Genomic DNA, 22,553 nt, shown 5'->3' on the forward strand with positions numbered 1-22,553 from the left:
GCTTCCTGCTGATATTTGTTCTTCTGATTAATATCGGCAGGGAGAAAAAACCAAGTAAAAAAATGCAAATCTTCATCTCTTCCAATTTTGTTTAATGTCACGCTTTTTGTCATTTGTTATTATGTGGTTTATTATCAATGCTTCTCTCACGGATGTTATCTAATCAATCATGAAATACATAGTTACTTCTCGTATAGTTACTTCCCGTTTTATTAGAAATGCAGCCCTGAGTCTTGCTCTGGCTACCAGTGTTTCTGCATTCGCTAATACGGATGATAATTTCAAAACCATGATCCCCGGAGTGCCGCAAATCGATGCCGAAGCCTATATTCTGATTGATTACAATTCAGGAAAAATATTGGCCGAAAAGAATTCAGATGTCCGTCGTGATCCTGCCAGTCTGACCAAAATGATGACCAGTTATGTGATTGGACAAGCCATCAAATCAGGGAAAATTGGCCCGAATGATATCGTTACAGTAGGTAAGGATGCCTGGGCAACAGGAAATCCTGTATTCAAAGGCTCTTCTCTGATGTTTTTAAAGCCCGGTGATAAAGTTTCCGTCGCGATGCTGTCCCGTGGTATTAACCTGCAATCCGGTAATGATGCTTGTGTAGCAATGGCGGACTACGTAGCAGGTAGTCAGGATGCATTCGTCAGTCTGATGAATAAATATGTTCAGAGTTTAGGACTGAAGAACACCTACTTTCAAACTGTTCACGGTCTGGATGCAGAAGGCCAATACAGTTCTGCCCATGATATGGCGCTGATTGGTCAGGCATTGATCCGCGATGTACCGGATGAATATGCCATCTATAAAGAGAAAGAATTCACTTACAATAACATCCGCCAGCCCAACCGCAATGGTTTGCTGTGGGATAAGAGCTTGAATGTGGACGGCATCAAAACCGGCCATACTAGTGGTGCTGGTTATAACCTTGTTTCCTCTGCTACTGAAGGTAACATGCGCCTGATTGCTACGGTAATGGGCAGCCCAACGTTCAAAGGCCGTGAAACTGACAGTAAAAAACTACTGACCTGGGGTTTTCGTTTTTTTGAAACTGTCTCCCCACTACGGGCAGATAAAGAATTTGCTTCTGAACCGGTCTGGTTTGGCGATACTGATAAAGTCCAACTGGGTGTCGAGCAGGACGTTTACCTGACTATTCCCCGTGGTCGCCTGAAAGATCTAAAAGCCAGCTATGTATTAAATAGCAATGAACTACACGCTCCTCTCGCCAAAGATCAGGTAGTTGGCACAATCAATTTCCAACTTGATGGTAAAACGATCGAACAACGTCCATTAGTCGTGATGCAGGAAGTAAAAGAGGGGGGGTTCTTTAACCGCATATTCGATTATATCCGATTGACATTCCATCACTGGTTTGGCTAAAACTTTGAAAGCTGAGCATTGAACCTTATATTAAGGTAAATTGTTAGAAAATAATCACGCCACGGCAGAATCTATCATTCTGCCGTAGTTAATAAATCAGGAGCGCCCATGAAAACGAAGTTAAATGAACTGCTTGAGTTCCCCTGCTCATTCACCTACAAAGTGATGGGCTTAGCTCAACCTGAGCTGGTGGATCAAGTTATTGAAGTGGTTCAGCGCCATGCGCCGGGCGATTACTCTCCAGCAGTGAAACCAAGCAGCAAAGGTAATTACCACTCTGTTTCTATTACTATCAATGCAACTCATATTGAGCAGGTTGAAACGCTGTATGAAGAGTTAGGTAAACTGGAGCTGGTACGCGTAGTGTTGTAATGAAATCAATGGCACTGTATGCACAATATAGTGAATAGTAATGTGACAATTTCTACTTCGGCAAATTCAACTTCTATAAAAAAGCGCTGACAAAAAAGTCAGCGTTTTTTTCAGCGCCCTATACTAACCCCCTAGTCAAAAACGCCAGAACGCTTTCGAGCACAAGATCAGAATAGGATAAATTTCCAGTCTTCCCAATAACATAGCAGCACACATCATCCATTTCGCCACAACATCAAGATTACCAAAACCTTGTACTGTCTCACCATAACCAACTCCCATGTTATTGATACATGCGGCAACCGTGGCAAATGAAGTCACCAGATCATATCCCAGAAGATTCAGTGCCCAAATAAAGAAGCAACTGCAAAAAATATACAAGAAGAAAAAGCCCCAGACGGAACGAAGTACCCTTTCCTGCACTGGTGATTTACCTACTTTAATCGTTGAAATGGCGTTTGGATGAATAAGCTGATTAATCTCACTGAAACTTTGTTTTGTCAGGATCAGAAAACGCAGCGCCTTAATGCCTCCACAAGTCGAGCCAACACAGCCACCAAAGAAACTTATCGCCAATAACAGCAACATCGTGTGAGGTGGCCATTGTGCATAATCTGAAGTTGCCAGACCATTGTCTGTCATCATCGAGCTGGTCATGAAAAAACCATGCACAAAAGCATCTTTCAAACCATACATGCCAGAGCGGTACAACTCCAGCCAAATAATACAAATCACAATGAAAAGTACCAGCAGGAAGAATTGAAGCTCGGCATTTTTCAGTAACGGTTTGATGCTTCTTCGTGTCAGGACAACAAAATAGAGGGTGAAGTTAACCGCTGATAATATTGAGAAAATACCTCCCACCATTTCAAGGAGGGAATTATCATAATAGCCAAGACTTTCATTACGAGTCGAAAATCCCCCCAAAGAGACCGTTGATATCCCATGGCAAATAGCATCAAACCAGGACATCCCGGCTGCCCAGAAGCTGAAAGAGCATACTCCACCCAACAACAGATAAACTACCCATAAACTTTTGGCACTATCTGCAAGGCGAGGAGTTAATCGTTCCTCTTTAAACGGACCGGGCATCTCTGATTGATAAAGTTTTACACCACCAATACCAAGCAATGGCAAAATAGCTACGGCAAGCACGATAACCCCCAAACCGCCGATGAAATTGAGCTGAGCTCGGTAATAAAGAACAGATTTAGGCAATGAAGAAACATCATTTAGTACCGTTGCCCCTGTCGTTGTAATACCAGATACACCTTCAAACATGGCATCCACAAGATTGATATTCAGATTTTTATCCAGCACGAAAGGTAAGGCACTGAGCAACGAAAAAAGTAACCAGAATAAGACGATGATAAGGAACCCATCTTGAGTACTGGGCTGTACTTTAGTTTTTCGGGTGAAATACCACCCAACACCGCCAAGGATCATTCCAATAACAAACGTTTCGAAAAACGCAAAAACACTTTTTTCTTTATAAAACAAAGCGACAAAAACAGGCAGCAACATTGAGAGGCTGTATAAGAGCACCAGAGAACTGCAAAGATGCCCAACAATCAGGAGTTGGTTTTTTCTGACCATCTGTTAGCTCAAACAGAAAACAAGGGGGAAATCGTCGAAATATATAACTATGATAATATAAAATCTAAACATATTCGTCTAATTAACATTATTATTGCATTAAGGCATTCTCTAACTGGAGAGAATCCCTTTAGAGCGTTATACTGGCGGGCAATTTTTGTTAACTGATGATGAAACTTCCATTGCAACATAACACCGTTATTTTACGCCAGTTGGGTATTCAGCCTTACGAGCCGGTTTCTGAATCCATGCACCAGTTCACTGAGCAGCGTACAGCGGAAACTCCCGATGAAATCTGGCTTGTCCAGCATGAAAAAGTGTTCACACAGGGGCAGGCAGGTAAAGCAGAACATGTGCTTGCACCGGGTGACATTCCTGTTATTCAATCCGACAGGGGGGGGCAAATCACTTATCATGGGCCTGGTCAGCAAGTCATGTACGTTTTGATCGACTTAAAAAGAGCAAAAATTGGGGTTCGTCAGTTAGTCACCGCAATTGAAAATACTGTTATCGAGACATTAGCTCATTTTGGCGTTGAGTCTCATGCCCGACCAGATGCGCCGGGGGTTTATGTCAAAGGCAATAAAATTTGTTCATTGGGATTACGTATCCGAAAAGGGTGTTCTTTCCATGGCTTGGCATTAAATATTGCAATGGACTTACAACCCTTTTTGCGCATTAATCCATGTGGTTATGCAGGCATGCAAATGATTCAGCTCAGTGACCTTGTAGATGGGATCACTGTTGAAGATGTACAACCCATTCTGGTACAAAAATTCTGCCAGATCTTAGGATTTCAACTCACCGATGAAAGATGATATAATTTTTTAACATTTTTCAAAAAAATTTGAATACACTTATTGCTCCGATGAATTTGGCTTAATAATCAAGCAATAAATAACAATCTGAAAAATATAACTGGAACCAGCACGATTATGAGTAAACCAATTCAGATGGAACGTGGTATTAAATACCGCGACGCAGATAAGATGGCTTTGATCCCTGTGAAAACAGTGGTCACAGAACGTGAAGCACTCTTGCGTAAACCTGAGTGGATGAAAATCAAACTTCCTGCGGATTCCAGCCGCATTCAGGGAATCAAAGCGGCAATGCGCAAAAATGGATTGCATTCCGTCTGTGAAGAAGCCTCTTGTCCTAACCTTGCCGAATGCTTTAACCACGGAACCGCCACTTTTATGATCCTGGGTGCCATTTGTACTCGCCGCTGTCCATTCTGTGATGTGGCACACGGGCGACCAAATGCACCAGATGTAAATGAGCCGGTTAAACTTGCGCAAACTATTCAAGATATGGGTCTGCGCTATGTTGTTATCACATCTGTTGACCGTGATGATTTGCGGGATGGCGGAGCTCAACATTTTGCCGACTGTATTACTGCGATCCGTGAAAAAAATCCATCAATTAAAATTGAAACACTAGTACCGGATTTCCGCGGCCGCATGGATCGTGCACTGGAAATTCTGACTGCAACCCCTCCCGATGTTTTTAACCATAATCTGGAAAACGTACCACGGATGTATCGTCAGATCCGCCCAGGTGCGAACTACAATTGGTCATTACAACTGCTACAAAAATTCAAAGAAGCACATCCAGATATCCCGACCAAATCAGGTTTGATGATGGGTTTGGGAGAAACTAATGAAGAAATTTTAGAAGTGATGCGTGATTTACGTAGTCACGGGGTAACTATGCTGACATTAGGTCAATATTTGCAGCCAAGTCGCCATCATCTGCCAGTCCAACGTTATGTCAACCCGGCTGAATTTGATGAAATGAAAGAAGCAGCATTAGAAATGGGCTTTACTCATGCAGCTTGTGGGCCATTTGTTCGTTCTTCTTACCACGCTGACTTGCAGGCCAAAGGAATGGAAGTTAAATAATCGAGGCCACTGCTGATGAATCTTATTCTCGCTGTATTTATCGGTGGTGGTTTTGGCAGCCTCTTACGTTGGTTTATCGGCCTCCGGCTGAATAATGCCTCAGCGCCTATTGCCATTGGTACTCTGACGGCTAACTGTATTGGAGCGTTCATTATCGGGCTGGGGCTGGCCTATTTCAGCAAAACAACACATCTTGCCCCTGCCTGGAAGCTCATGTTAACAACAGGGTTCTGCGGTGGATTGACAACTTTCTCCACATTTTCCGCTGAAGTGGTTTATTTATTACAAGCAGGGAAAATAAGTTGGGCACTAAGCACCATTCTGGCAAATGTTATCGGTTCATTATTAATGACTGCCCTCGCGTTTACCTTAATAAATAAACTCTGAACTAAGCAGAAATTAAAAATATAAAAAACCCGTTATAAAAACGGGTTTTAAGAATATGGGATTAGAAATTAGATCGCGACAACGTTTGCAGCAGATGGACCTTTCGCACCCTCAGTGATTTCAAATTCAACTTTTTGGCCTTCAGCCAATGTCTTGAAACCGTTAGATTGAATGGCGGAAAAGTGTACAAAAACATCTTTACTACCATCTTCTGGAGTGATGAAACCGAATCCTTTAGATTCGTTAAACCACTTAACGTTACCTTTAATTTTAGACATCAAACTTACCTTTAATAAAAAATACACAAACTCCATGCTACATACAGTACAACAAATAATATAGTTCACTGTCTGCAACCTAGATCACGAAACATATGACAAAATGTACAAAACGCACGTTTTGTTTAATTTCATTAATTTATTCTATACTCCAATCATCATTTCACAAATTAATTGGCGTTTCATTCTAGATTGGTTTAATTTTCGTCTTTTTTTTCTTTTCATGCTCCAGCAACCACTCCTTAATATTAAGCCCACCTGTATATCCGACTAACTTACCATCATGCCCAATTACCCGATGGCAGGGCACAATCAGTGAAATCGGATTACGTGAGTTTGCCATACCGACTGCACGACAATAATTTACCGAACCCAACGTCAATGCTAATTGTTTGTAACTCCACATTTCACCAAATGGGATATTACAGAGTTGTTGCCAGACACGTTGCTGAAATTCAGTTCCTTGCATACTCAAAGGAACCGTAAATATCTGACGTTTTCCTTTAAAATATTCCTGTAGCTCTTTTACACACTGCTTAGTAATAGCATTTTTAGATTCCAGTTCTTTCTTTTCATTAACAAAATAAATACTAGTGACTCCTTCATCGTTCGCAGTGATGTGTACATAAGGTTTAGGAAAACCTTCTGGAGTATTCAGGTAATGGTGATACATAAACTACCTCCATTTAATTTATTGTTAATATTTCTATACTAGCCTAAGTCTCTCTTTCATCACTTTGCAATGATGAATTCAGTTACACATCTGACAATTTGATAAAGAAACCATACCGCCTTCTGATAATAAAAATCATAGGATTACCAATAAGATATAACATCTTACTTTTGGCAGCATTCATTCAAAAAAGATAAAAATACCATATATAGATAAAAGCATCGAAAAACCCACCATATATAGTACTCTTCTCATAAAGAGATTTCCGTATTGTAATGCTTAAATACGCGTTTTCATTCTTCGATAAGTGCGTAGATCAATAAAGAATTTTACCAGAAGAGTGATAATTTATGGCAAACACAGTTGGATTGTGGGTAATCTTATCCATCATAAAATCTACCAAAATGTTCTTACCCTACAATTATAGACAATAAATTTTTTCAAAGTAGCCACACGATAAAAAAGGCAAAAAGAGATAAATCCCACAAAAGTTTACTTTGCTCTATCTTTATGACGGTAATAATTTTTTTTTTATTAAGTCAACCTTCCTACAACGAAAGTTAAAATTAAGTAAAAAATGTAGACATTTATCTGTAAAAAGCTTTATCTTTTAGTTAATAATTATATTCTGGAAGTTGTCAACATATCTCAACGTGTCCAAATCATCCCAAGTATAGCTTGGGTTATATCTGCAGATTATCTGAAGTAAGCAATTAAAGAGAGTATACCTTTTCACAAAGCTAAATATTTATTACATGACAATTAAACTCGAAGTTAAAGATCTGTATAAAATATTCGGTGACCATCCAAAGCAAGCGGTTAAGTTATTAGAATCCAACTACAATAAAGCAGAAATATTTAAAAAAACTGGTATGGCAGTTGGCGTACAAAATGCTAATTTGGTCATCGAAGAAGGCGAGATATTTGTGATTATGGGCCTGTCCGGCTCAGGAAAATCCACACTGATACGCCTTCTCAACCGCCTGATAGAACCGACCAAAGGTCAGGTAATTATCGATGGGCAGGATATCTCTGTAATTTCAGACATTCAATTACGCGAAATCCGTCGCAATAAAATCAGTATGGTTTTCCAATCATTTGCGCTCATGCCACATTTAAATGTGCTGGAGAATGTGGCTTTCGGTATGGAGTTTGCTGGTATTCCCAAAGAAATACGCCAGCAAAAAGCTCTCGAAGCCCTGAAACAAGTCAATCTGGAAAACTACACTAAGTCTTACCCGGATGAGTTATCGGGTGGTATGCAGCAGCGTATTGGATTAGCCAGAGCGCTCGCCAATAATCCTGATATTTTATTGATGGATGAGGCTTTTTCTGCCCTTGATCCTCTTATTCGTGCAGAAATGCAGGATGAGTTATTACGCCTGCAAGGTCAACACCAACGCACAATTATATTTATTTCCCATGATCTGGATGAAGCAATCCGTATTGGTGATCGCATTGCCATCATGCAGGAAGGGATTATTGTTCAGGTGGGAACACCTGATGAGATCTTAAATAATCCTGCCAATGATTATGTTAAGGCATTCTTTCGGGGAGTGGATATCAGTCAAGTATTTTCAGCAAAAGATGTCGCTCGTCGTCGGCCAGAAGCATTACTCCATATTGCAGTAGGTTTTGGACCTCGCTCAGCTTTGAAAATACTGGAGGATGGAGACCGAAACTATGGCTATCTGATCGACAAAGGTCAGAAATTTATTGGGGTAGTTTCAGTCGATTCCCTGCAAGATACACTGGAAAAGAAATATCCTATCGAACACGCTATCCTGACAGAGCTAACCGCAGTTCCAGCAGATATGCCATTGAATGAGCTGATATCCATCGTAGCTCAATCTCCTTGTGCCGTTCCTGTCGTGGGTGATGATCATCGTTATTTGGGTGTTATTTCCAAAGGAATACTGTTGCAAGCTTTAGATAAGGAGACGCCAAATGAGCAATAATACGCCGCAATCAACACCCGATCAGACAACATTAAGTGATCCCTGGAACAGCACCACAGGCGATTCATTATCAAATACAAATTGGCTGGATACCCCTACAGATAATATCTCACAGGGGCATTTTAATATCATGGAACCTTTTCAGCATACACTCATCCCATTTGATTCGTGGGTCACCCATGCCATTAATTGGATCGTTTTGCACTTCCGGCCTTTTTTCCAAGGAATACGTATTCCGGTAGATTTTATCTTAAACAGATTTGAGCAATTTTTGATGTCAATGCCAGCTCCCATCACGATACTTTTCCTGACATTTCTGGCATGGCAGCTAGCAGGTGCTGGCATAGGCGGACTCACTTTAATTTCATTATGCTTTATTGGTGCCATCGGGGCATGGTCTCAAGCGATGATCACATTGGCACTGGTACTCACGGCTTTGCTGTTTTGTGTCCTTATTGGGCTACCGCTCGGGATTTGGCTAGCACGCAGTAACCGAACAGCCGGGATCATCCGCCCCCTATTGGATGCAATGCAGACAACACCTGCCTTTGTTTATCTCGTGCCTATTGTGATGCTATTCGGTATTGGGAACGTACCGGGTGTCATGGTAACAATTATTTTTGCCTTACCCCCAATTATTCGCCTGACCATTTTAGGGATCAAACAGGTCCCGCTAGATCTGATTGAAGCCGCAAGATCTTTTGGTGCCAGTCCACGTCAAATGTTGTTCAAAGTCCAACTTCCCCTTGCTCTGCCAACAATTATGGCTGGTGTAAACCAGACATTAATGTTAGCGCTATCCATGGTTGTTATTGCTTCAATGATCGCTGTTGGTGGTTTGGGACAAATGGTGCTGCGGGGGATCGGTCGTCTTGATATCGGACTAGCCGCAGTTGGTGGGACGGGTATTGTCATCCTTGCCATTATCCTTGATCGCTTAACTCAATCTTTGGGAAGAAATATCCGCACCAGAAATAACAGATGCTGGTATCACACAGGGCCAATAGGATTGTTAATTAAGTTGTTATCCCTGCAAAAACTAACCCACCACAAAAATACTCAACATCAGGATAGTCAAACAGATTAATAACAGGAGAAAATCATGCTAATCACAACCCGACTTAAAACGCTCATAAACAAGAAAATTATCTTAGGATTCAATCTGATATTATTAACAAGCACGTCGTTAGCTACCACGGAACTTCCCGGAAAAGGTATCAGTGTGCAACCTTTACAAAGTACCATTGGTGAAGAAACATTCCAGACGTTAATTGTCTGCAAGGCTTTAGAAAAGCTCGGTTATGATGTAAAACCAATCGAAGAAGTCGATTATAACGTCGCCTATGCCACTATTGCCTCAGGTGATGCCACATTTATGGCGGTCAATTGGGTCCCTCTTCATAATGTACAGTACAAAGCTGCCGGTGGTGATAACACGTTCTACCGTAAGGGAACCTTCGTTAAAAATGCTGTTCAAGGATATCTGATCGATAAGAAAACAGCCGAAAAATATCACATCAATAATATTGCCCAATTACGAGATCCAAAACTGGCTAAGTTATTTGACAGCAGTGGAAACGATAAAGCAGACCTGACTGGCTGTAACCCCGGCTGGGGATGCGAAAAAGTGATAAACTATCAATTAAAGGCTTATAGTTTAGAAAATACCGTGGAGCAAAATCAGGGAAACTATACCGCCATGATGGCAGATGCTATCGCCCGTTACCGTGAAGGTAAGCCTATCTTTTACTACACATGGACGCCTTATTGGGTCAGTGATGTTCTAATACCCGGAAAAGATGTGGTATGGCTACAAGTTCCTTTCTCTGCCCTCAATGAAGATGGTGAAATTGATACTCAATTGCCAAATGGCCTCAATTATGGCTTTCCTCCCAGTTCTATGCATATCGTGGCGAACCGAATTTGGGCTGAAAAAAACCCAGCGGCGGCGGCACTTTTTGCTGTCATGCAACTATCTGTTGCAGATATCAACACACAAAATATGCGTATGCATACTGGGAAAAACTCCGAAGAGGATATTGAACATCATGCCAACGGCTGGATTAATGCACACCAGAAAACCTTTGATGGCTGGCTTGATGAAGCCAGAAAAGCTGCGAAGCAAAAAGCCGCTTCGTCTTAGCCTCTATCACAATCACACATAAATTTATTAACAAATCAACACCTCAATTACCTAATGACTCTATTTTTCGATCAAAATCATTGTTCTAAATAATATTTGTTAAATAATTTAGACATTTCATATTTTCAATTTTATTATATTTTGTTAATGTTGTTTTACTATTAACAAAAAAATAAATTACCCTATGTCGATACCTGATACCCCTGTGTCCGATAACTTAACATCTGGCACAGCGATAAATGCCCCCGCAATACCAAGCAAGTGCTCTTCATTCATCAAGGGTATTTTTGATAGTCTTGCCATTAGCTATATTTCTATCTCCTTCACATTTGGCCTCAGTGCCATCAAATCGGGATTCACTTCTCTTGAAGTAATATCAGGCAAAAAGGCTACAACTTGGGCTTTCGGGTTAACCGGTGAAATTTTTGCCAAAGCTAATCGAACTGCGGGTAAAAAAATAGGCAAGATAGGTATTGTTCTGGGCAGTATTGGAGTCGTATCAATTTGTTCGCTTCTGATCGTTGCAGGTATCCCTGTTGTGATACAGGAGCACAATAAGCTTTTTTCGACTTTAATTGGCTGTTTTATCAGCTATGTATTCTTCTATAAAACGCGCAGCATCATCTTTTCTACACTATCCAGATCAGCCATTTTTGGATTAACATTCAAGGTATTTATGAATTAGGTATCAATATTAAAAGAAATATGATGATAATAAATAACTATAATTGCTAAATTTAACTTTTAATATAGTATTTGTATGGTTTTTCGCAGAAGTTACTTTACCGGTTGAAACTAATAAGGTATCTAAACAATGGAAAGTTCATTCACTCCCACAGAAGAGTTGCTTAATTGCCGTGTTGCACAGCAAAAAGAGTTGAACAAAAGTTTGCCCTATCAAGAGATATTACTCACCCGCTTATCGATGCATGTCCAGAGTAAGATGCTGGAAAATCGTAATAACATGCTGAGAGCGCAAGGAATCAATGAAACCTTGTTTATGGCACTGATGATCCTGGATACCAAAGAAAGTCGTAGCATTCAGCCATCAGAACTTAGTGCGGCGTTGGGTTCCTCTCGCACAAACGCAACTCGAATTGCTGATGAATTAGAGAAGCAAGGCTGGATAGAAAGAAAAGAGAGCCACAACGATCGCCGTTGTCTCCATCTTCATCTGACAGAAAAAGGTACAAATTTCTTGAATAGTTTACTTCCACCTCAGCATGAGTGCCTGGTTAAACTTTGGTCTGCCCTTGATCTGGAGGAACAAAAACAGTTAGAAAAATTGATGAGAAAATTGTTGGCACAATTGGATAACATCGGGGATTGTTTGAAAAAGTGATTGTATTCTCCATGAACAATACCGGATCCCGAAAAATCACAATATGGCAACATGACCTAAAAAAACTTTTCTGCTAGCCAGTATCATTTGGTATGTCATATGGCCGATGATATGTCATATGGCTAACTATTATCCTCAGATAATAATCAATCCCATATAGCCCATCTTTTCCAGTAGTGTAACCCACGCTACTGGAAATGAGTGGTCTTTATGATGTGGACACCATTCAGCAATACGAACAAGAAATATACGGAGATTCACTATGAGCCTTAGTGAGGAAAGTCCTTTGTCACCAACTTTAAATCGTCAGCAAAAGAATAAAAAACATCAACGTCACAATATATTGATTTTTATTATATTATTATTTTTAATCCTCGGTACGATCTATACTGTTTACTGGCTCACCTTTTCGCGCCATCAACAAGAAACAGATAACGCTTATGTAGCAGGCAATCAAATACAAGTCATGTCTCAAGTCACGGGTAGTGTCACCACTATCTATTTTGATAATACCGACTTTGTAAAAAGCGGTAGTGTTTTGATACAGCTTGATCCCAGAGATGCTGAACTCGCTCTGACAAAAGCAGAAAATGAACTGGCTACCGCCGTGCGGAAAACTCACCAACAGATGGTTGATAGCAAGAAGTACCAAGCGATCATTGAACAGAAAAAGATTGTTCTTAGAAAAGCGCAGAATGATTTCAACCGAAGAAAAATACTTGGCAGACAAGATGCTATTGGTCAGGAAGAACTACAACATTCATATGAAAGTGTTGCACTTGCCCAGGCTGATCTGGATGTGGCTATCGAGCAGTACAATAGTAATCAAGCTGTCATTTTAAATACACCGTTAGAAAAACAACCTGCTGTAGAAAAAGCGGCTTCTGGGGTTCGTGATGCCTGGTTAAACTTGCAAAGAACGAAAATTGTCAGCCCTGTAGATGGATATGTTTCTCGTCGTAATGTACAAATAGGCTCACGCATCAATATGGGTACACCTTTAATGGCTATCGTGCCAGCCACTAATATGTGGATTGACGCCAATTTTAAAGAAACCCAACTTTCCAATATGAAGATCGGACAACCGGCAAAAATTACCAGCGATTTTTACGGTGATGGCATCGTCTATACAGGTAAAGTTGTTGGCCTTGATATGGGAACAGGGAGTGCTTTTTCTCTGCTACCAGCTCAGAATGCCAGTGGAAACTGGATCAAAGTTGTTCAACGTTTGCCCGTTCGCATTGAACTTGAACCAGAACAACTGAAGCAATATCCTCTGCGTATTGGCCTGTCGACAAAAGTGATTGTCGATACGGCAGATACCAATGGAATGACTTTGCCAACCACTGAACGTATCAAACCCGCCTATCACACGAATGCCCTAATGATAGACATGTCTCCTGCAAATAAAATAGTTACTGACATCATTAATAGTAACTCAAATAATTAGTCATAAGGGGAAGTCATGGTGACACGAGAACCACTTACAGGCGCGAAGCTGGCGTTACTGACCATTTCCCTCGCAATGGCTACTTTCATGTTGGTTTTGGATTCAACCATTGCTAACGTTGCCATACCGACAATTGCAGGAAATTTAGGTGCATCAAATTCTCAAGGAACATGGGTCATCACCTCTTTTGGTGTTGCAAACGCCATTTCCATTCCTATTACCGGTTGGTTGGCAAAGCGGTTTGGAGAGGTCAAACTGTTTATTTGGTCTACCGCACTCTTTACCTTCTCCTCATGGCTGTGTGGCATCTCCAACAGCCTTGAGATGTTGATTGTATTTCGTATCATTCAGGGGCTGGTCGCAGGGCCAGTCCTTCCACTTTGTCAAAGCCTTTTGTTGAATAACTATCCCCCTGCCAAACGAAATATGGCATTGGCACTCTGGTCTGTGATGATCGTGGTCGCACCTATTTGTGGCCCGATACTGGGTGGTTATATCAGTGACAACTATCATTGGGGCTGGATTTTCTTTATTAACATACCTCTTGGTATCGGTATTATTTTTGTCTCAATGCAGATCTTACGAGGACGGGAAACTAAAATCGAAATTCATCCTATTGATACGGTAGGATTAATTCTGCTGATCGTTGGTGTCAGTTGTCTACAAATTATGCTTGATCAGGGTAAAGAGCTGGACTGGTTCAATTCCACTGAAATTATCGTCCTGACAATTATAGCGGTTATCTCATTATCGTTTTTAATTGTATGGGAATTAACCGATGAACACCCTGTTATCGATCTATCATTATTCAAAGAGCGTAACTTTACTATCGGTACACTCAGTATCAGTCTCTCCTTCATGCTGTACTTCGGTAGCATCGTCCTGTTGCCACAGTTACTACAAGAAGTATTCGGTTATACCGCAACATGGGCTGGCTTTGCTGCTGCTCCGATAGGGTTGTTACCTCTGTTACTTTCCCCCCTCATTGGCAAATATGGTCATAAAATCGATATGCGTTTGATCGTAACATTCAGTTTCGTTACTTATACTGTCTGTTTCTATTGGCGGGCATATTCCTTTGAATCAGGAATGGATTTCGCTACTGCGGCATGGCCTCAATTCGTACAGGGACTCGCTATAGCTTGCTTCTTTATGCCTTTGACAACCATAACTTTGTCAGGTTTAGGGCCAGAGCGCATGGCATCAGCTTCCAGTCTGTCAAATTTTACCCGCATATTATCAGGCTCAATTGGAACTTCCATCACAACCACAATGTGGACACAACGTGAGGCCGTTCACCATTCACACTTTACGGAGAATATCAATCCGTATAACCCTAATTATCAGCAAACTTATCAACAACTCTCCCAACTAGGTATGAATGACCAACAAATTTCAGCTTATTTGGCAAAGGAGATCACTCATCAGGGACTGATTATTTCAGCTAATGAAATTTTTTGGTTTTCCGCAGGCATATTCCTGACGTTGACATTGCTAGTCTGGATGGCAAAACCCCCTTTTGGTGCAGGAAACCAGGGGAATGGAGGAGCACACTAACTCTATTTTATCCTCTTGTTTAAAAAGAACCCGATGCCAGTCGGGTTCTTTATTATCTATACTCTTGGGGATAATGAGAGGCTCCTGTTTCTCACCGGAGGCCAGCCTTTGGCTGTGTAAATTCATTCCCTTACCGCCGCGATGGAGCGTGAAATCTATTGGGTATAAGACAAATTTAAACCCGTTGATGTCACCATTGAGGTTGTGTTGTACATGCCACTGTCTTCAGTTACCCCTTCATGCTCTGAATTTGCTGCTGTTACGACAATTTTATCGTTTTTCCCTTGAGCTTCTTCTGCTATTGCCGAATGATTCCCTGCAAGAAGCAGTGGAATTAAAACAGAAAGGGCTTTTCTCTTGGTTAAATGATTTCGTTGCAAAATTGGGTTTATCACTCGATTCATCCTGTTATCAAAATAATTTATTGTTATGTTGACCTTATGTATTTCCGTCACTCACTATTTTAAACCGTTTGTTCTCAACTAATTGTTCTAAACCGTTTGCTCTAAACCGTGACGGAATATTTTTCCCGAAATGCATGAAGGGGATTAACTAATGTTCCAGCAAATTTCAGATTTTTTTCTCGATCATCAAGATCAATCATTTGCTGGTTATTCGCCATTTGCAATCGATTTAAGCAAGTACGTACAAAGTCATGCTTAAATAGATCAAATTGGCGAAATTTTTCTATTTGGTTCAGGTGTTGTGATTGATAGTTATAAACACACTGAGCAACTAATTCCCAAAAATGGGTTTCTGACAATGTAAGATGTTTTTGCAATAAGGGACTCAAATAACGAAAGAAACAATCAAAAACATCAAGGAATATATAGTTAATCTTCATATCATCCTGAATAGTGACATGTAGAAAATCAATCTCCTCAGGTAATTGAAGGTCTCCATTCAAAATGGCAATTTCTTCACCAATATCTTTCATCAACATTTTCACTGGAATATTGTTTTCCAGCACTAACATCAGATTTTCACCATGTGGCATAAAGACCAAATCATAAGTGAAGAAAGAACGTAGTAATGGTGAAAGATAAGCATCCAGATAGCGAGCTACCCACGTTTCTACAGATAAACCAGAGTCTTGTACCAAAGCAGCAATGACCGCGTTATCTTCTCTATCAACATGTAACAACGACGCCATTGTCATCAGACGTTGCTTCTGTTCCAAGATTGTCATTGGGCTTTCTCGCCATAATGCTGACAACATTTTTTTATGTGGGTTGTTTTTTTTGATAGCTGATTCGAAATAATAGTTAAAATACCCCATCGCCGCCCGTTCGCGTAATATAGTAAATCCTTTCTCCTAAAAGAAAGTAGCTTCTGCTACCAAATGATAAAGCCATTCATTAACTTGTGGTGTTGTTACCATACTATGGGGATCCAAGCCTCTCATAAACCCCATATTGAGTACAGATAGAGCTGTTTTCACATAATTTTTCTTAGGCTGGCTAATATTGAAAAACGTTCGGATAGATTGCTGAGCCAGATAACGATCGTTACCCTCACCGAGATAAACGATATCTTGATTAGCAATATCTGCCGCAAAACTGATGGTAATACGATGCTTCCACTGCCAAGGATGCACTGGCATCAGATAATAATCTGACAAATTTAATCCCAATTTTTGCATATATCGTTCAAACTGGGCTGGCAAGTATTTTTCCAGTTCCTCCGCCAGAAGTTGAGAATAAGAAAGCGAAGATGAAGAATAATGCTGAGAAAACAGTTTTATTGCGATGCACAGCGATCCAAATTAATGTTACCGGATTTGCGCTTTCTGGCGCATATTGCAAGTAATCCTCTGAGTCAAAACCAATACGACCGTTATTGGCAATAAAAACAGGATGGCCCTCAGTCATTACCGTTTCCACAGCCTGATAATCCGCTTGGGTTAAATCCTGTGCTGTCAATCTATTATTCAGATGATTAAAAGCATATCCATAAAGTGTGCTGGATATCTCATCAAGATAAATAGGCAGCATCTTTTCTGATATGCCCAGCAATGAATACAAATCAATGATCAGTTGAATTGCATCCAATGATTGTGGTTGACCATAGTTGAATTTTTCGATTGATGAGGCATCAATATCTAAATGTTCTAGTTGGTAATCCTGAGCCTGAAAATGGTATTCAAAATTCCCAATTTCAATGGCATAAGACTGCCCTTGTTGATGTACTGGATAGATCAGTTTTTCATGAGACAATTCACGCAATATTTTAGCTACGAGATGCCGATTTGCATGTGACCAATTTTCCTTGGTGAGATGAGAGGATTGGGAACCTAATTCAGTTTTGGTGTACAGAGAAGTCATTCAATAAATCCCTTCATTCATATCCAATATCACACGCTATGCCGATGAGGAGCATGATTTGCGGAGTGATAATCTGTATAATCCAGAATATTTCTATCCAGCTCTTGGGTATTAACTGTGGCTCACTAACATACTTCATCAAATGATAATTAAAATCATTATTATTAACAACCATAAAAATATAAAGATCTTAAGTAAATTCCAATGAAAAGAGATGATTTAAGACAATTAGGTAAATTTCAGGAATGAATTTCCGCCATTTAATAAAAACTATTATTTTACACAAACAAAATAATTAAATATATAAAATATTAATTTTACAATTATGAAATATTTATCATGCTTGCAAATAGATTGATACTTTCCCTTATAAATAAGGCTCTGATTGAAAAACCAGAGCCTTATTTACAAAAAAACCATATTAAATTATTTATTAAACTTTATTCTGGCGCCACCATTCCGCTAGCATAATACCTGTAGCAACAGAGACATTCAGACTTTCTACTCGACCCGTACCACCAATCGAAAGACGGATGTCACCATCCTCCCAGATGCTATCACTCAAACCATCACTTTCCTGCCCTAATACCAAAACCATTTTTTCAGGAAGCTTGGCTTCTGTCAGCTTTGTGCTTCCTTTATGGCTTGAAGTAGTTACGATAGTGTAACCAGCATCGCGGAATTGACTCAGCGTGATTGTAAAATCATTAGCATCAATACCTTTTACGTGCTCAGCTCCCCCCTCAGCAGTACGGACTGCCGCACCAGATTCGAGCATCGCTGTATCGTGCAATATCATACCCTGTACACCAAAGTGGGCACAGCTACGCATAATTGCACCGAGATTATGCGGGTTACCCACACTTTCTAATGCCAGAACACAATCTTTCGCTGGTGCTTGCTGTAAATAAGTTTTTGCCTCCAGACCATTACGCTTTTTGATCAGGAAACAGACACCTCCATGATGCTCCGTTCCTGATGCTTTGCTCAATTCTTCATCGTCGACTACATGGTAAGCCTTACGATTTGCCGCCATCCATTTCAGAGCGTCACGGAAGCGGGGAGTTACCGACTGGACAAACCATGCCCTGACAATGGCTTCTGGACGATTTTGAAACATTGCCTGACAAGCATTTTCACCATAGATACGGGTTTCTTCCAACCGTTGACGGCGGAGCTGTTCAGGGTCAATCTGACTTCTACCACTAATACCGCCATGATCAGGTTTTGATTCTTCCCCTACTGGGCGGGAAACCGTTCTCCAGGGGGAATGATCTTTTGAACGCTGAGGGCGTTCATTGTCACGTCGTCTGCCTCCTTGTTCACGTCCTTTGCCAGACTGACGGTTATTGCTGTTACGACGATCGTTATTATTACGGCTGTCGCTCTTGTCCTCACTACGGACATACATCACTTTGACTTTGCCACTTTTACCACTATAGGAATCGTTCATTTATTTCTCCAACTTCGCTATGGCGCGAAGATTACCCGATGTTCGCGCCCGAAGCTACCTCTGGCAACGACAATCCATTAAAATATCCGCCAATTTTCTACTGGTTTTATTCATGAACATTTTTGAGTTCTTAAATGAGAAATAACAACGCCGTTTATCAGCTTCGCCAACATCGCCTGTCCCGCTCTACCCGTCCTTTTCAAGCAAGAGGCTGCCGAGTTCAGCGTTGCACTTATTGTTTATTGCCCCAAAAAAGATGCCTGTGTGAAAAAATCTCACCCGTAAAAGCGGCCAGCCGCTTTTGCCTCATCATGTTTGATACTGAACCTATGAAGCCCAGCAATACAGGTAAGTTAATTGCAGATGTTCTACCTGATACTGATGCCTTTCTCTGGTCAAGAACCGAGCCTGATCAACGCATGCTTGAAATACTGCGTGATCCAACGCGACAACCTTATCTGATCTTTCCGGAAAGTTATGCCACACCACCTCGTATTGTGTATCAACAACTGCCAGATAATCAGAAAGCACCTCTGTTTATTATATTGGATGGAACTTGGCCTGAAGCAAGAAAAATGTTTCGCAAAAGCCCATACTTGGATGATATTCCTCTATTATCAATCAACAGTATTGCTAAAATGGATTATTTACTCCGGATGCCATCAAGAAAAGAGCAACATTGTACTGCGGAAGTTGCCGCCGCCGCACTGGAACTGGCTAATGATCTTGAGGCTTCACAACAATTACTCGCCCATTTCAATCAATTTCGTGAACAATATCTGGCAGGAAAATCGAATCATCCGGCGGAGTAAGTCACAGTAATTCTTGTCAATCACAGCTAAAGTTATTCATAGAAATGGTTCAATTAAAGGTGATTGTTTATTGAAGTAATTATTTATTCAATGACAGTTAATGAGGAGATAAAAAATGAGCCAGCGTGGACTTGAAGCATTGTTACATCCCAAATCTATTGCCGTTATTGGGGCGTCTGAAAAACCCGAAAAAGCCAGTTCAACATTGATGCGGAATTTGTTAACTGGAAGCTTCAAGGGGCCGATTCTTCCTGTCACACCTAATAAAAACGCTGTTCTCGGTGTGCTGGCTTATCCTTCTATCGATAAATTACCATTAACTCCCGATCTGGCTGTCATATGTACTCAGCACAGTCGCAATTTGCCATTATTGGAGCAATTAACCAAACTGGGCTGTAAAACCGTTATCATTCTTTCATCACCAGCGTCACAGTTTGCTGAACTGAAACAATATAGCCAAAAATATCATATCCGGATCCTCGGCCCTAATAGCCTCGGCATTTTGGCGCCGTGGATCGGATTGAACGCCAGTTTCTCGCCTATTCCTATTCTCAAGGGAAAGCTGGCATTTATTTCACAATCAGCGGCAATATCCAATACGATTCTAGACTGGGCGAACCATCGCAATATTGGTTTTTCTTATTTCATTGCATTGGGTGATAGTGTTGATATTGATATTGATGATCTGCTCGACTTTTTAGCGCGGGATGGGAAGACCAGCGCGATTCTACTGCATCTTGAACACATTAACGATGCTCGCCGGTTTCTTTCTGCTTCACGAAGTGCATCACGCAATAAACCAATTCTGGTTGTAAAAAGTAGTCGTACCCGCAAGGCTCAACAATTACTGGGAGAGCAACAGAATTTCGATGTAGCCTATGACGCAGCAATTCAACGGGCAGGGTTACTGCGTGTACAGGATACACATGAAATGTTTTCTGCCGTGGAAACATTAAGCTTTATGCGTCCGTTACGTGGAGAACGCCTGCTAATTGTCAGTAATGGAGCCGCACCTGCTGCTATGGCGCTGGATGAACTCCTCAGGAGAACCGGTAAACTAGCGGTTCTGGAAGACGAAACGATTGTTAAATTATCTGAAGTACTGCCTGAAGCACAACTCTTACGTAACCCTCTGGATCTGGGAGATAGTTCATCAACTGAACAATATATCGCTGCTCTAAAACTACTGTTAGACAGTCGTAGCTATGACGCCTTACTGTTGATTCATTCTCCCTGTGCCATTTCCCATAGCATGCAAACAGCAGTTAACGTCATTAAGGCTGTTAAAGAACATCCTCGTGGAAAATGGCTCACAATCTTTACTAATTGGTGTGGTGAATATTCTTCATTAGAAGCGAGGCGGTTATTCAGTGAAGCGGGTATTCCAACCTACCGTACACCAGAAGGCGCAGTGACAGCTTTTATGCATATGGTGGAATATCAACGTAACCAAAAACAACTCAAAGAAACTCCTGCCCTGCCAATAGGCATTACATCAGATACTGCACACGCTCACGATTGCATCCAGCAAGCCCTCAATAGTGGCAATACTCAGCTAGATACCCATGAAGTGCAATCTATTCTTGAAGCCTACGGCCTAAATACCTTACCTACATGGATTGCTCACTCCAGTGATGATGCAGTCAATATTGCGGAAAAAATTGGCTATCCTGTAGCACTGAAATTGCGTTCTCCCGATATTCCTCACAAATCAGAAGTTCAAGGGGTCATGCTCTATCTGCGTAATGCCGGAGAAGTCAAGACAGCAACTCAGGCCATTATTGAACGTGTGAAACAAAACTTTCCACAAGCCAGAATTCATGGTTTATTAGTTCAAAATATGGCAAATCGAGCTGGTGCGCAAGAGTTGAGAGTTGCCATTGAACAAGATGAGATATTCGGCCCTTTAATTATGCTTGGAGAAGGTGGCATAGATTGGGTTAATGAAACTCAGGCTGCCGTCGCTCTACCGCCTCTCAATATGGCGTTGGCTCGTTATTTGGTCATTCAGGCTATTAAAGGAGGTAAAATAAAATCTGGAGGCTCACTGCAACCATTGGATATCCCTGCTCTAAGTCAATTATTGGTTAGAGTATCCAATTTACTGATTGATTGCCCTCAAATCACTCGCATGCATATCCATCCGTTATTGGCATCAGGCAGTGAATTCACCCTATTGGATGTAACAATGGAATTAACACCCATCACTAATGATCACCAAAATCGACTGGCAATTCGTCCTTATCCTAATGAACTGGAAGAAACCATTTATATCAGAGATGATTTTGAATGTTTACTGCGCCCAATTCTGCCGGAAGATGAACCATTACTAAAAGAATTTATCGAACAGGTAACGAAGGAAGATCTTTATTATCGCTATTTTAGTGAGATCAGTGAATTCACTCACGATGACCTCGCCAATATGACCCAAATTGATTATGACCGTGAAATGGCGTTTGTTGCGATACGCTATCCAACAACCAAACCAGAAATTATTGGTGTCGCGCGAGCTATGGCTGATCCGGATAATATCGAAGCAGAATTTGCTGTGTTAGTGCGATCAGATTTGAAAGGGATTACGTTAGGATATCAGCTCATGACCAAATTAATCCACTACACAAAAGAACATGGCATTCAGGTACTAACCGCTATCACCATGCCAGAAAATCGTAATATGATCCAACTTGCCAAAAAACTGGGCTTTACCATCGATATTCAATTAGAAGAGGGGATTGTCAATCTTGTCTTAAAACTTTAGCCGTCAAAACCTTAAGGTAAATAAGAATAGTGAAAGACAGTCTCAAACCGAGTCCTCACTTCGTGATGGATCGCACAGACTTAAAGCAATCAGCAATAGAAAGTTAATTCATACTCACAATTGACCAAACTAATGGTATTATCACCGGATCATTTT

Annotated in this window: 19 protein-coding genes and 1 pseudogene; 14 read left to right on the forward strand and 6 right to left on the reverse strand. The window is 40.9% G+C overall.

Annotated features, from left to right (window positions below; translation table 11 throughout):
• Nucleotides 1-169 precede the first annotated feature (169 nt).
• Both dacA and ybeD read left to right on the forward strand, forming a co-directional pair.
• Nucleotides 170-1,393 (forward strand): D-alanyl-D-alanine carboxypeptidase DacA, encoded by a 1,224-nt coding sequence (gene dacA, locus AAC852_RS09055; protein WP_340620748.1) that lies wholly within the window; start codon nt 170-172, stop codon nt 1,391-1,393.
• A 108-nt stretch (nt 1,394-1,501) separates the two neighbouring features.
• Complete coding sequence (gene ybeD, locus AAC852_RS09060) at nt 1,502-1,765, forward strand: DUF493 family protein YbeD (protein WP_047683163.1); 264 nt, start codon at nt 1,502-1,504, stop codon at nt 1,763-1,765.
• Nucleotides 1,766-1,900: 135 nt separating this feature from the next.
• On the opposite strand, the gene AAC852_RS09065 is transcribed toward ybeD, so the two are convergent.
• Nucleotides 1,901-3,361 (reverse strand): TrkH family potassium uptake protein, encoded by a 1,461-nt coding sequence (locus AAC852_RS09065; RefSeq protein WP_340620749.1) that lies wholly within the window; start codon nt 3,359-3,361, stop codon nt 1,901-1,903.
• Nucleotides 3,362-3,531: 170 nt separating this feature from the next.
• On the opposite strand from AAC852_RS09065, the gene lipB reads away from it, so the two are divergent.
• From lipB to crcB, 3 genes are all read left to right on the forward strand, one after another.
• Nucleotides 3,532-4,179 (forward strand): lipoyl(octanoyl) transferase LipB, encoded by a 648-nt coding sequence (gene lipB / locus AAC852_RS09070; protein ID WP_340620771.1) that lies wholly within the window; start codon nt 3,532-3,534, stop codon nt 4,177-4,179.
• Nucleotides 4,180-4,296: 117 nt separating this feature from the next.
• Complete coding sequence (gene lipA / locus AAC852_RS09075) at nt 4,297-5,262, forward strand: lipoyl synthase (RefSeq protein WP_323865212.1); 966 nt, start codon at nt 4,297-4,299, stop codon at nt 5,260-5,262.
• A 12-nt stretch (nt 5,263-5,274) separates the two neighbouring features.
• Nucleotides 5,275-5,649, forward strand: coding sequence for a fluoride efflux transporter CrcB (gene crcB / locus AAC852_RS09080; protein ID WP_340620772.1), 375 nt, complete (start codon nt 5,275-5,277; stop codon nt 5,647-5,649).
• A 68-nt stretch (nt 5,650-5,717) separates the two neighbouring features.
• Here crcB and cspE read toward each other — a convergent pair whose 3' ends face one another.
• Both cspE and AAC852_RS09090 read right to left on the reverse strand, forming a co-directional pair.
• On the reverse strand, nt 5,718-5,927 hold the full coding sequence (gene cspE, locus AAC852_RS09085; RefSeq protein WP_045969514.1) for a transcription antiterminator/RNA stability regulator CspE: 210 nt from the start codon (nt 5,925-5,927) through the stop codon (nt 5,718-5,720).
• A 187-nt stretch (nt 5,928-6,114) separates the two neighbouring features.
• The gene (locus AAC852_RS09090) at nt 6,115-6,600 is read right to left on the reverse strand and encodes a methylated-DNA--[protein]-cysteine S-methyltransferase (RefSeq protein ID WP_047683160.1); all 486 of its coding nucleotides are present in this window, start codon (nt 6,598-6,600) and stop codon (nt 6,115-6,117) included.
• A 755-nt stretch (nt 6,601-7,355) separates the two neighbouring features.
• On the opposite strand from AAC852_RS09090, the gene proV reads away from it, so the two are divergent.
• The 7 genes from proV to emrB all read left to right on the forward strand — a co-directional run bounded on the left by proV (nt 7,356) and on the right by emrB (nt 15,050).
• Nucleotides 7,356-8,558 (forward strand): glycine betaine/L-proline ABC transporter ATP-binding protein ProV, encoded by a 1,203-nt coding sequence (gene proV, locus AAC852_RS09095; RefSeq protein ID WP_340620750.1) that lies wholly within the window; start codon nt 7,356-7,358, stop codon nt 8,556-8,558.
• Nucleotides 8,548-9,645, forward strand: coding sequence for a glycine betaine/L-proline ABC transporter permease ProW (gene proW, locus AAC852_RS09100; RefSeq protein ID WP_340620751.1), 1,098 nt, complete (start codon nt 8,548-8,550; stop codon nt 9,643-9,645). Before proV ends, proW begins: the two co-directional genes overlap by 11 nt.
• Nucleotides 9,646-9,660: 15 nt before the next feature.
• Nucleotides 9,661-10,701: a glycine betaine/L-proline ABC transporter substrate-binding protein ProX gene (proX, locus tag AAC852_RS09105; RefSeq protein ID WP_340620752.1), complete on the forward strand. Its 1,041-nt coding sequence runs from the start codon at nt 9,661-9,663 to the stop codon at nt 10,699-10,701.
• Nucleotides 10,702-10,906: 205 nt separating this feature from the next.
• Nucleotides 10,907-11,386, forward strand: a complete 480-nt coding sequence (locus tag AAC852_RS09110) for a hypothetical protein (protein WP_340620753.1) — start codon at nt 10,907-10,909, stop codon at nt 11,384-11,386.
• A 129-nt stretch (nt 11,387-11,515) separates the two neighbouring features.
• A complete protein-coding gene (gene mprA / locus AAC852_RS09115) occupies nt 11,516-12,043 on the forward strand; it encodes a transcriptional repressor MprA (RefSeq protein WP_340620754.1) in 528 nt (175 codons plus the stop codon).
• Nucleotides 12,044-12,305: 262 nt separating this feature from the next.
• The gene (gene emrA / locus AAC852_RS09120; RefSeq protein ID WP_340620755.1) at nt 12,306-13,493 is read left to right on the forward strand and encodes a multidrug efflux MFS transporter periplasmic adaptor subunit EmrA; all 1,188 of its coding nucleotides are present in this window, start codon (nt 12,306-12,308) and stop codon (nt 13,491-13,493) included.
• Nucleotides 13,494-13,508: 15 nt separating this feature from the next.
• Nucleotides 13,509-15,050 (forward strand): multidrug efflux MFS transporter permease subunit EmrB, encoded by a 1,542-nt coding sequence (emrB, locus tag AAC852_RS09125; RefSeq protein WP_340620756.1) that lies wholly within the window; start codon nt 13,509-13,511, stop codon nt 15,048-15,050.
• 155 nt (nt 15,051-15,205) lie between these two features.
• On the opposite strand, the gene AAC852_RS09130 is transcribed toward emrB, so the two are convergent.
• The 3 genes and pseudogenes from AAC852_RS09130 to AAC852_RS09140 all read right to left on the reverse strand — a co-directional run bounded on the left by AAC852_RS09130 (nt 15,206) and on the right by AAC852_RS09140 (nt 18,827).
• Nucleotides 15,206-15,445 (reverse strand): hypothetical protein, encoded by a 240-nt coding sequence (locus AAC852_RS09130; RefSeq protein WP_340620757.1) that lies wholly within the window; start codon nt 15,443-15,445, stop codon nt 15,206-15,208.
• A 110-nt stretch (nt 15,446-15,555) separates the two neighbouring features.
• Nucleotides 15,556-17,374, reverse strand: a pseudogene (locus tag AAC852_RS09135) (IucA/IucC family protein).
• 433 nt (nt 17,375-17,807) lie between these two features.
• The gene (locus AAC852_RS09140; protein ID WP_340620758.1) at nt 17,808-18,827 is read right to left on the reverse strand and encodes a tRNA/rRNA methyltransferase; all 1,020 of its coding nucleotides are present in this window, start codon (nt 18,825-18,827) and stop codon (nt 17,808-17,810) included.
• Between the two features lie 134 nt (nt 18,828-18,961).
• On the opposite strand from AAC852_RS09140, the gene AAC852_RS09145 reads away from it, so the two are divergent.
• On the forward strand, nt 18,962-19,639 hold the full coding sequence (locus tag AAC852_RS09145; RefSeq protein WP_340620759.1) for a tRNA-uridine aminocarboxypropyltransferase: 678 nt from the start codon (nt 18,962-18,964) through the stop codon (nt 19,637-19,639).
• 115 nt (nt 19,640-19,754) lie between these two features.
• On the forward strand, nt 19,755-22,397 hold the full coding sequence (locus tag AAC852_RS09150; protein ID WP_340620760.1) for a bifunctional acetate--CoA ligase family protein/GNAT family N-acetyltransferase: 2,643 nt from the start codon (nt 19,755-19,757) through the stop codon (nt 22,395-22,397).
• Nucleotides 22,398-22,553 lie beyond the last annotated feature (156 nt).

It is taken from the genome of Xenorhabdus siamensis (assembly GCF_037996745.1).
In the GTDB taxonomy this organism is placed as follows: domain Bacteria; phylum Pseudomonadota; class Gammaproteobacteria; order Enterobacterales; family Enterobacteriaceae; genus Xenorhabdus; species Xenorhabdus indica.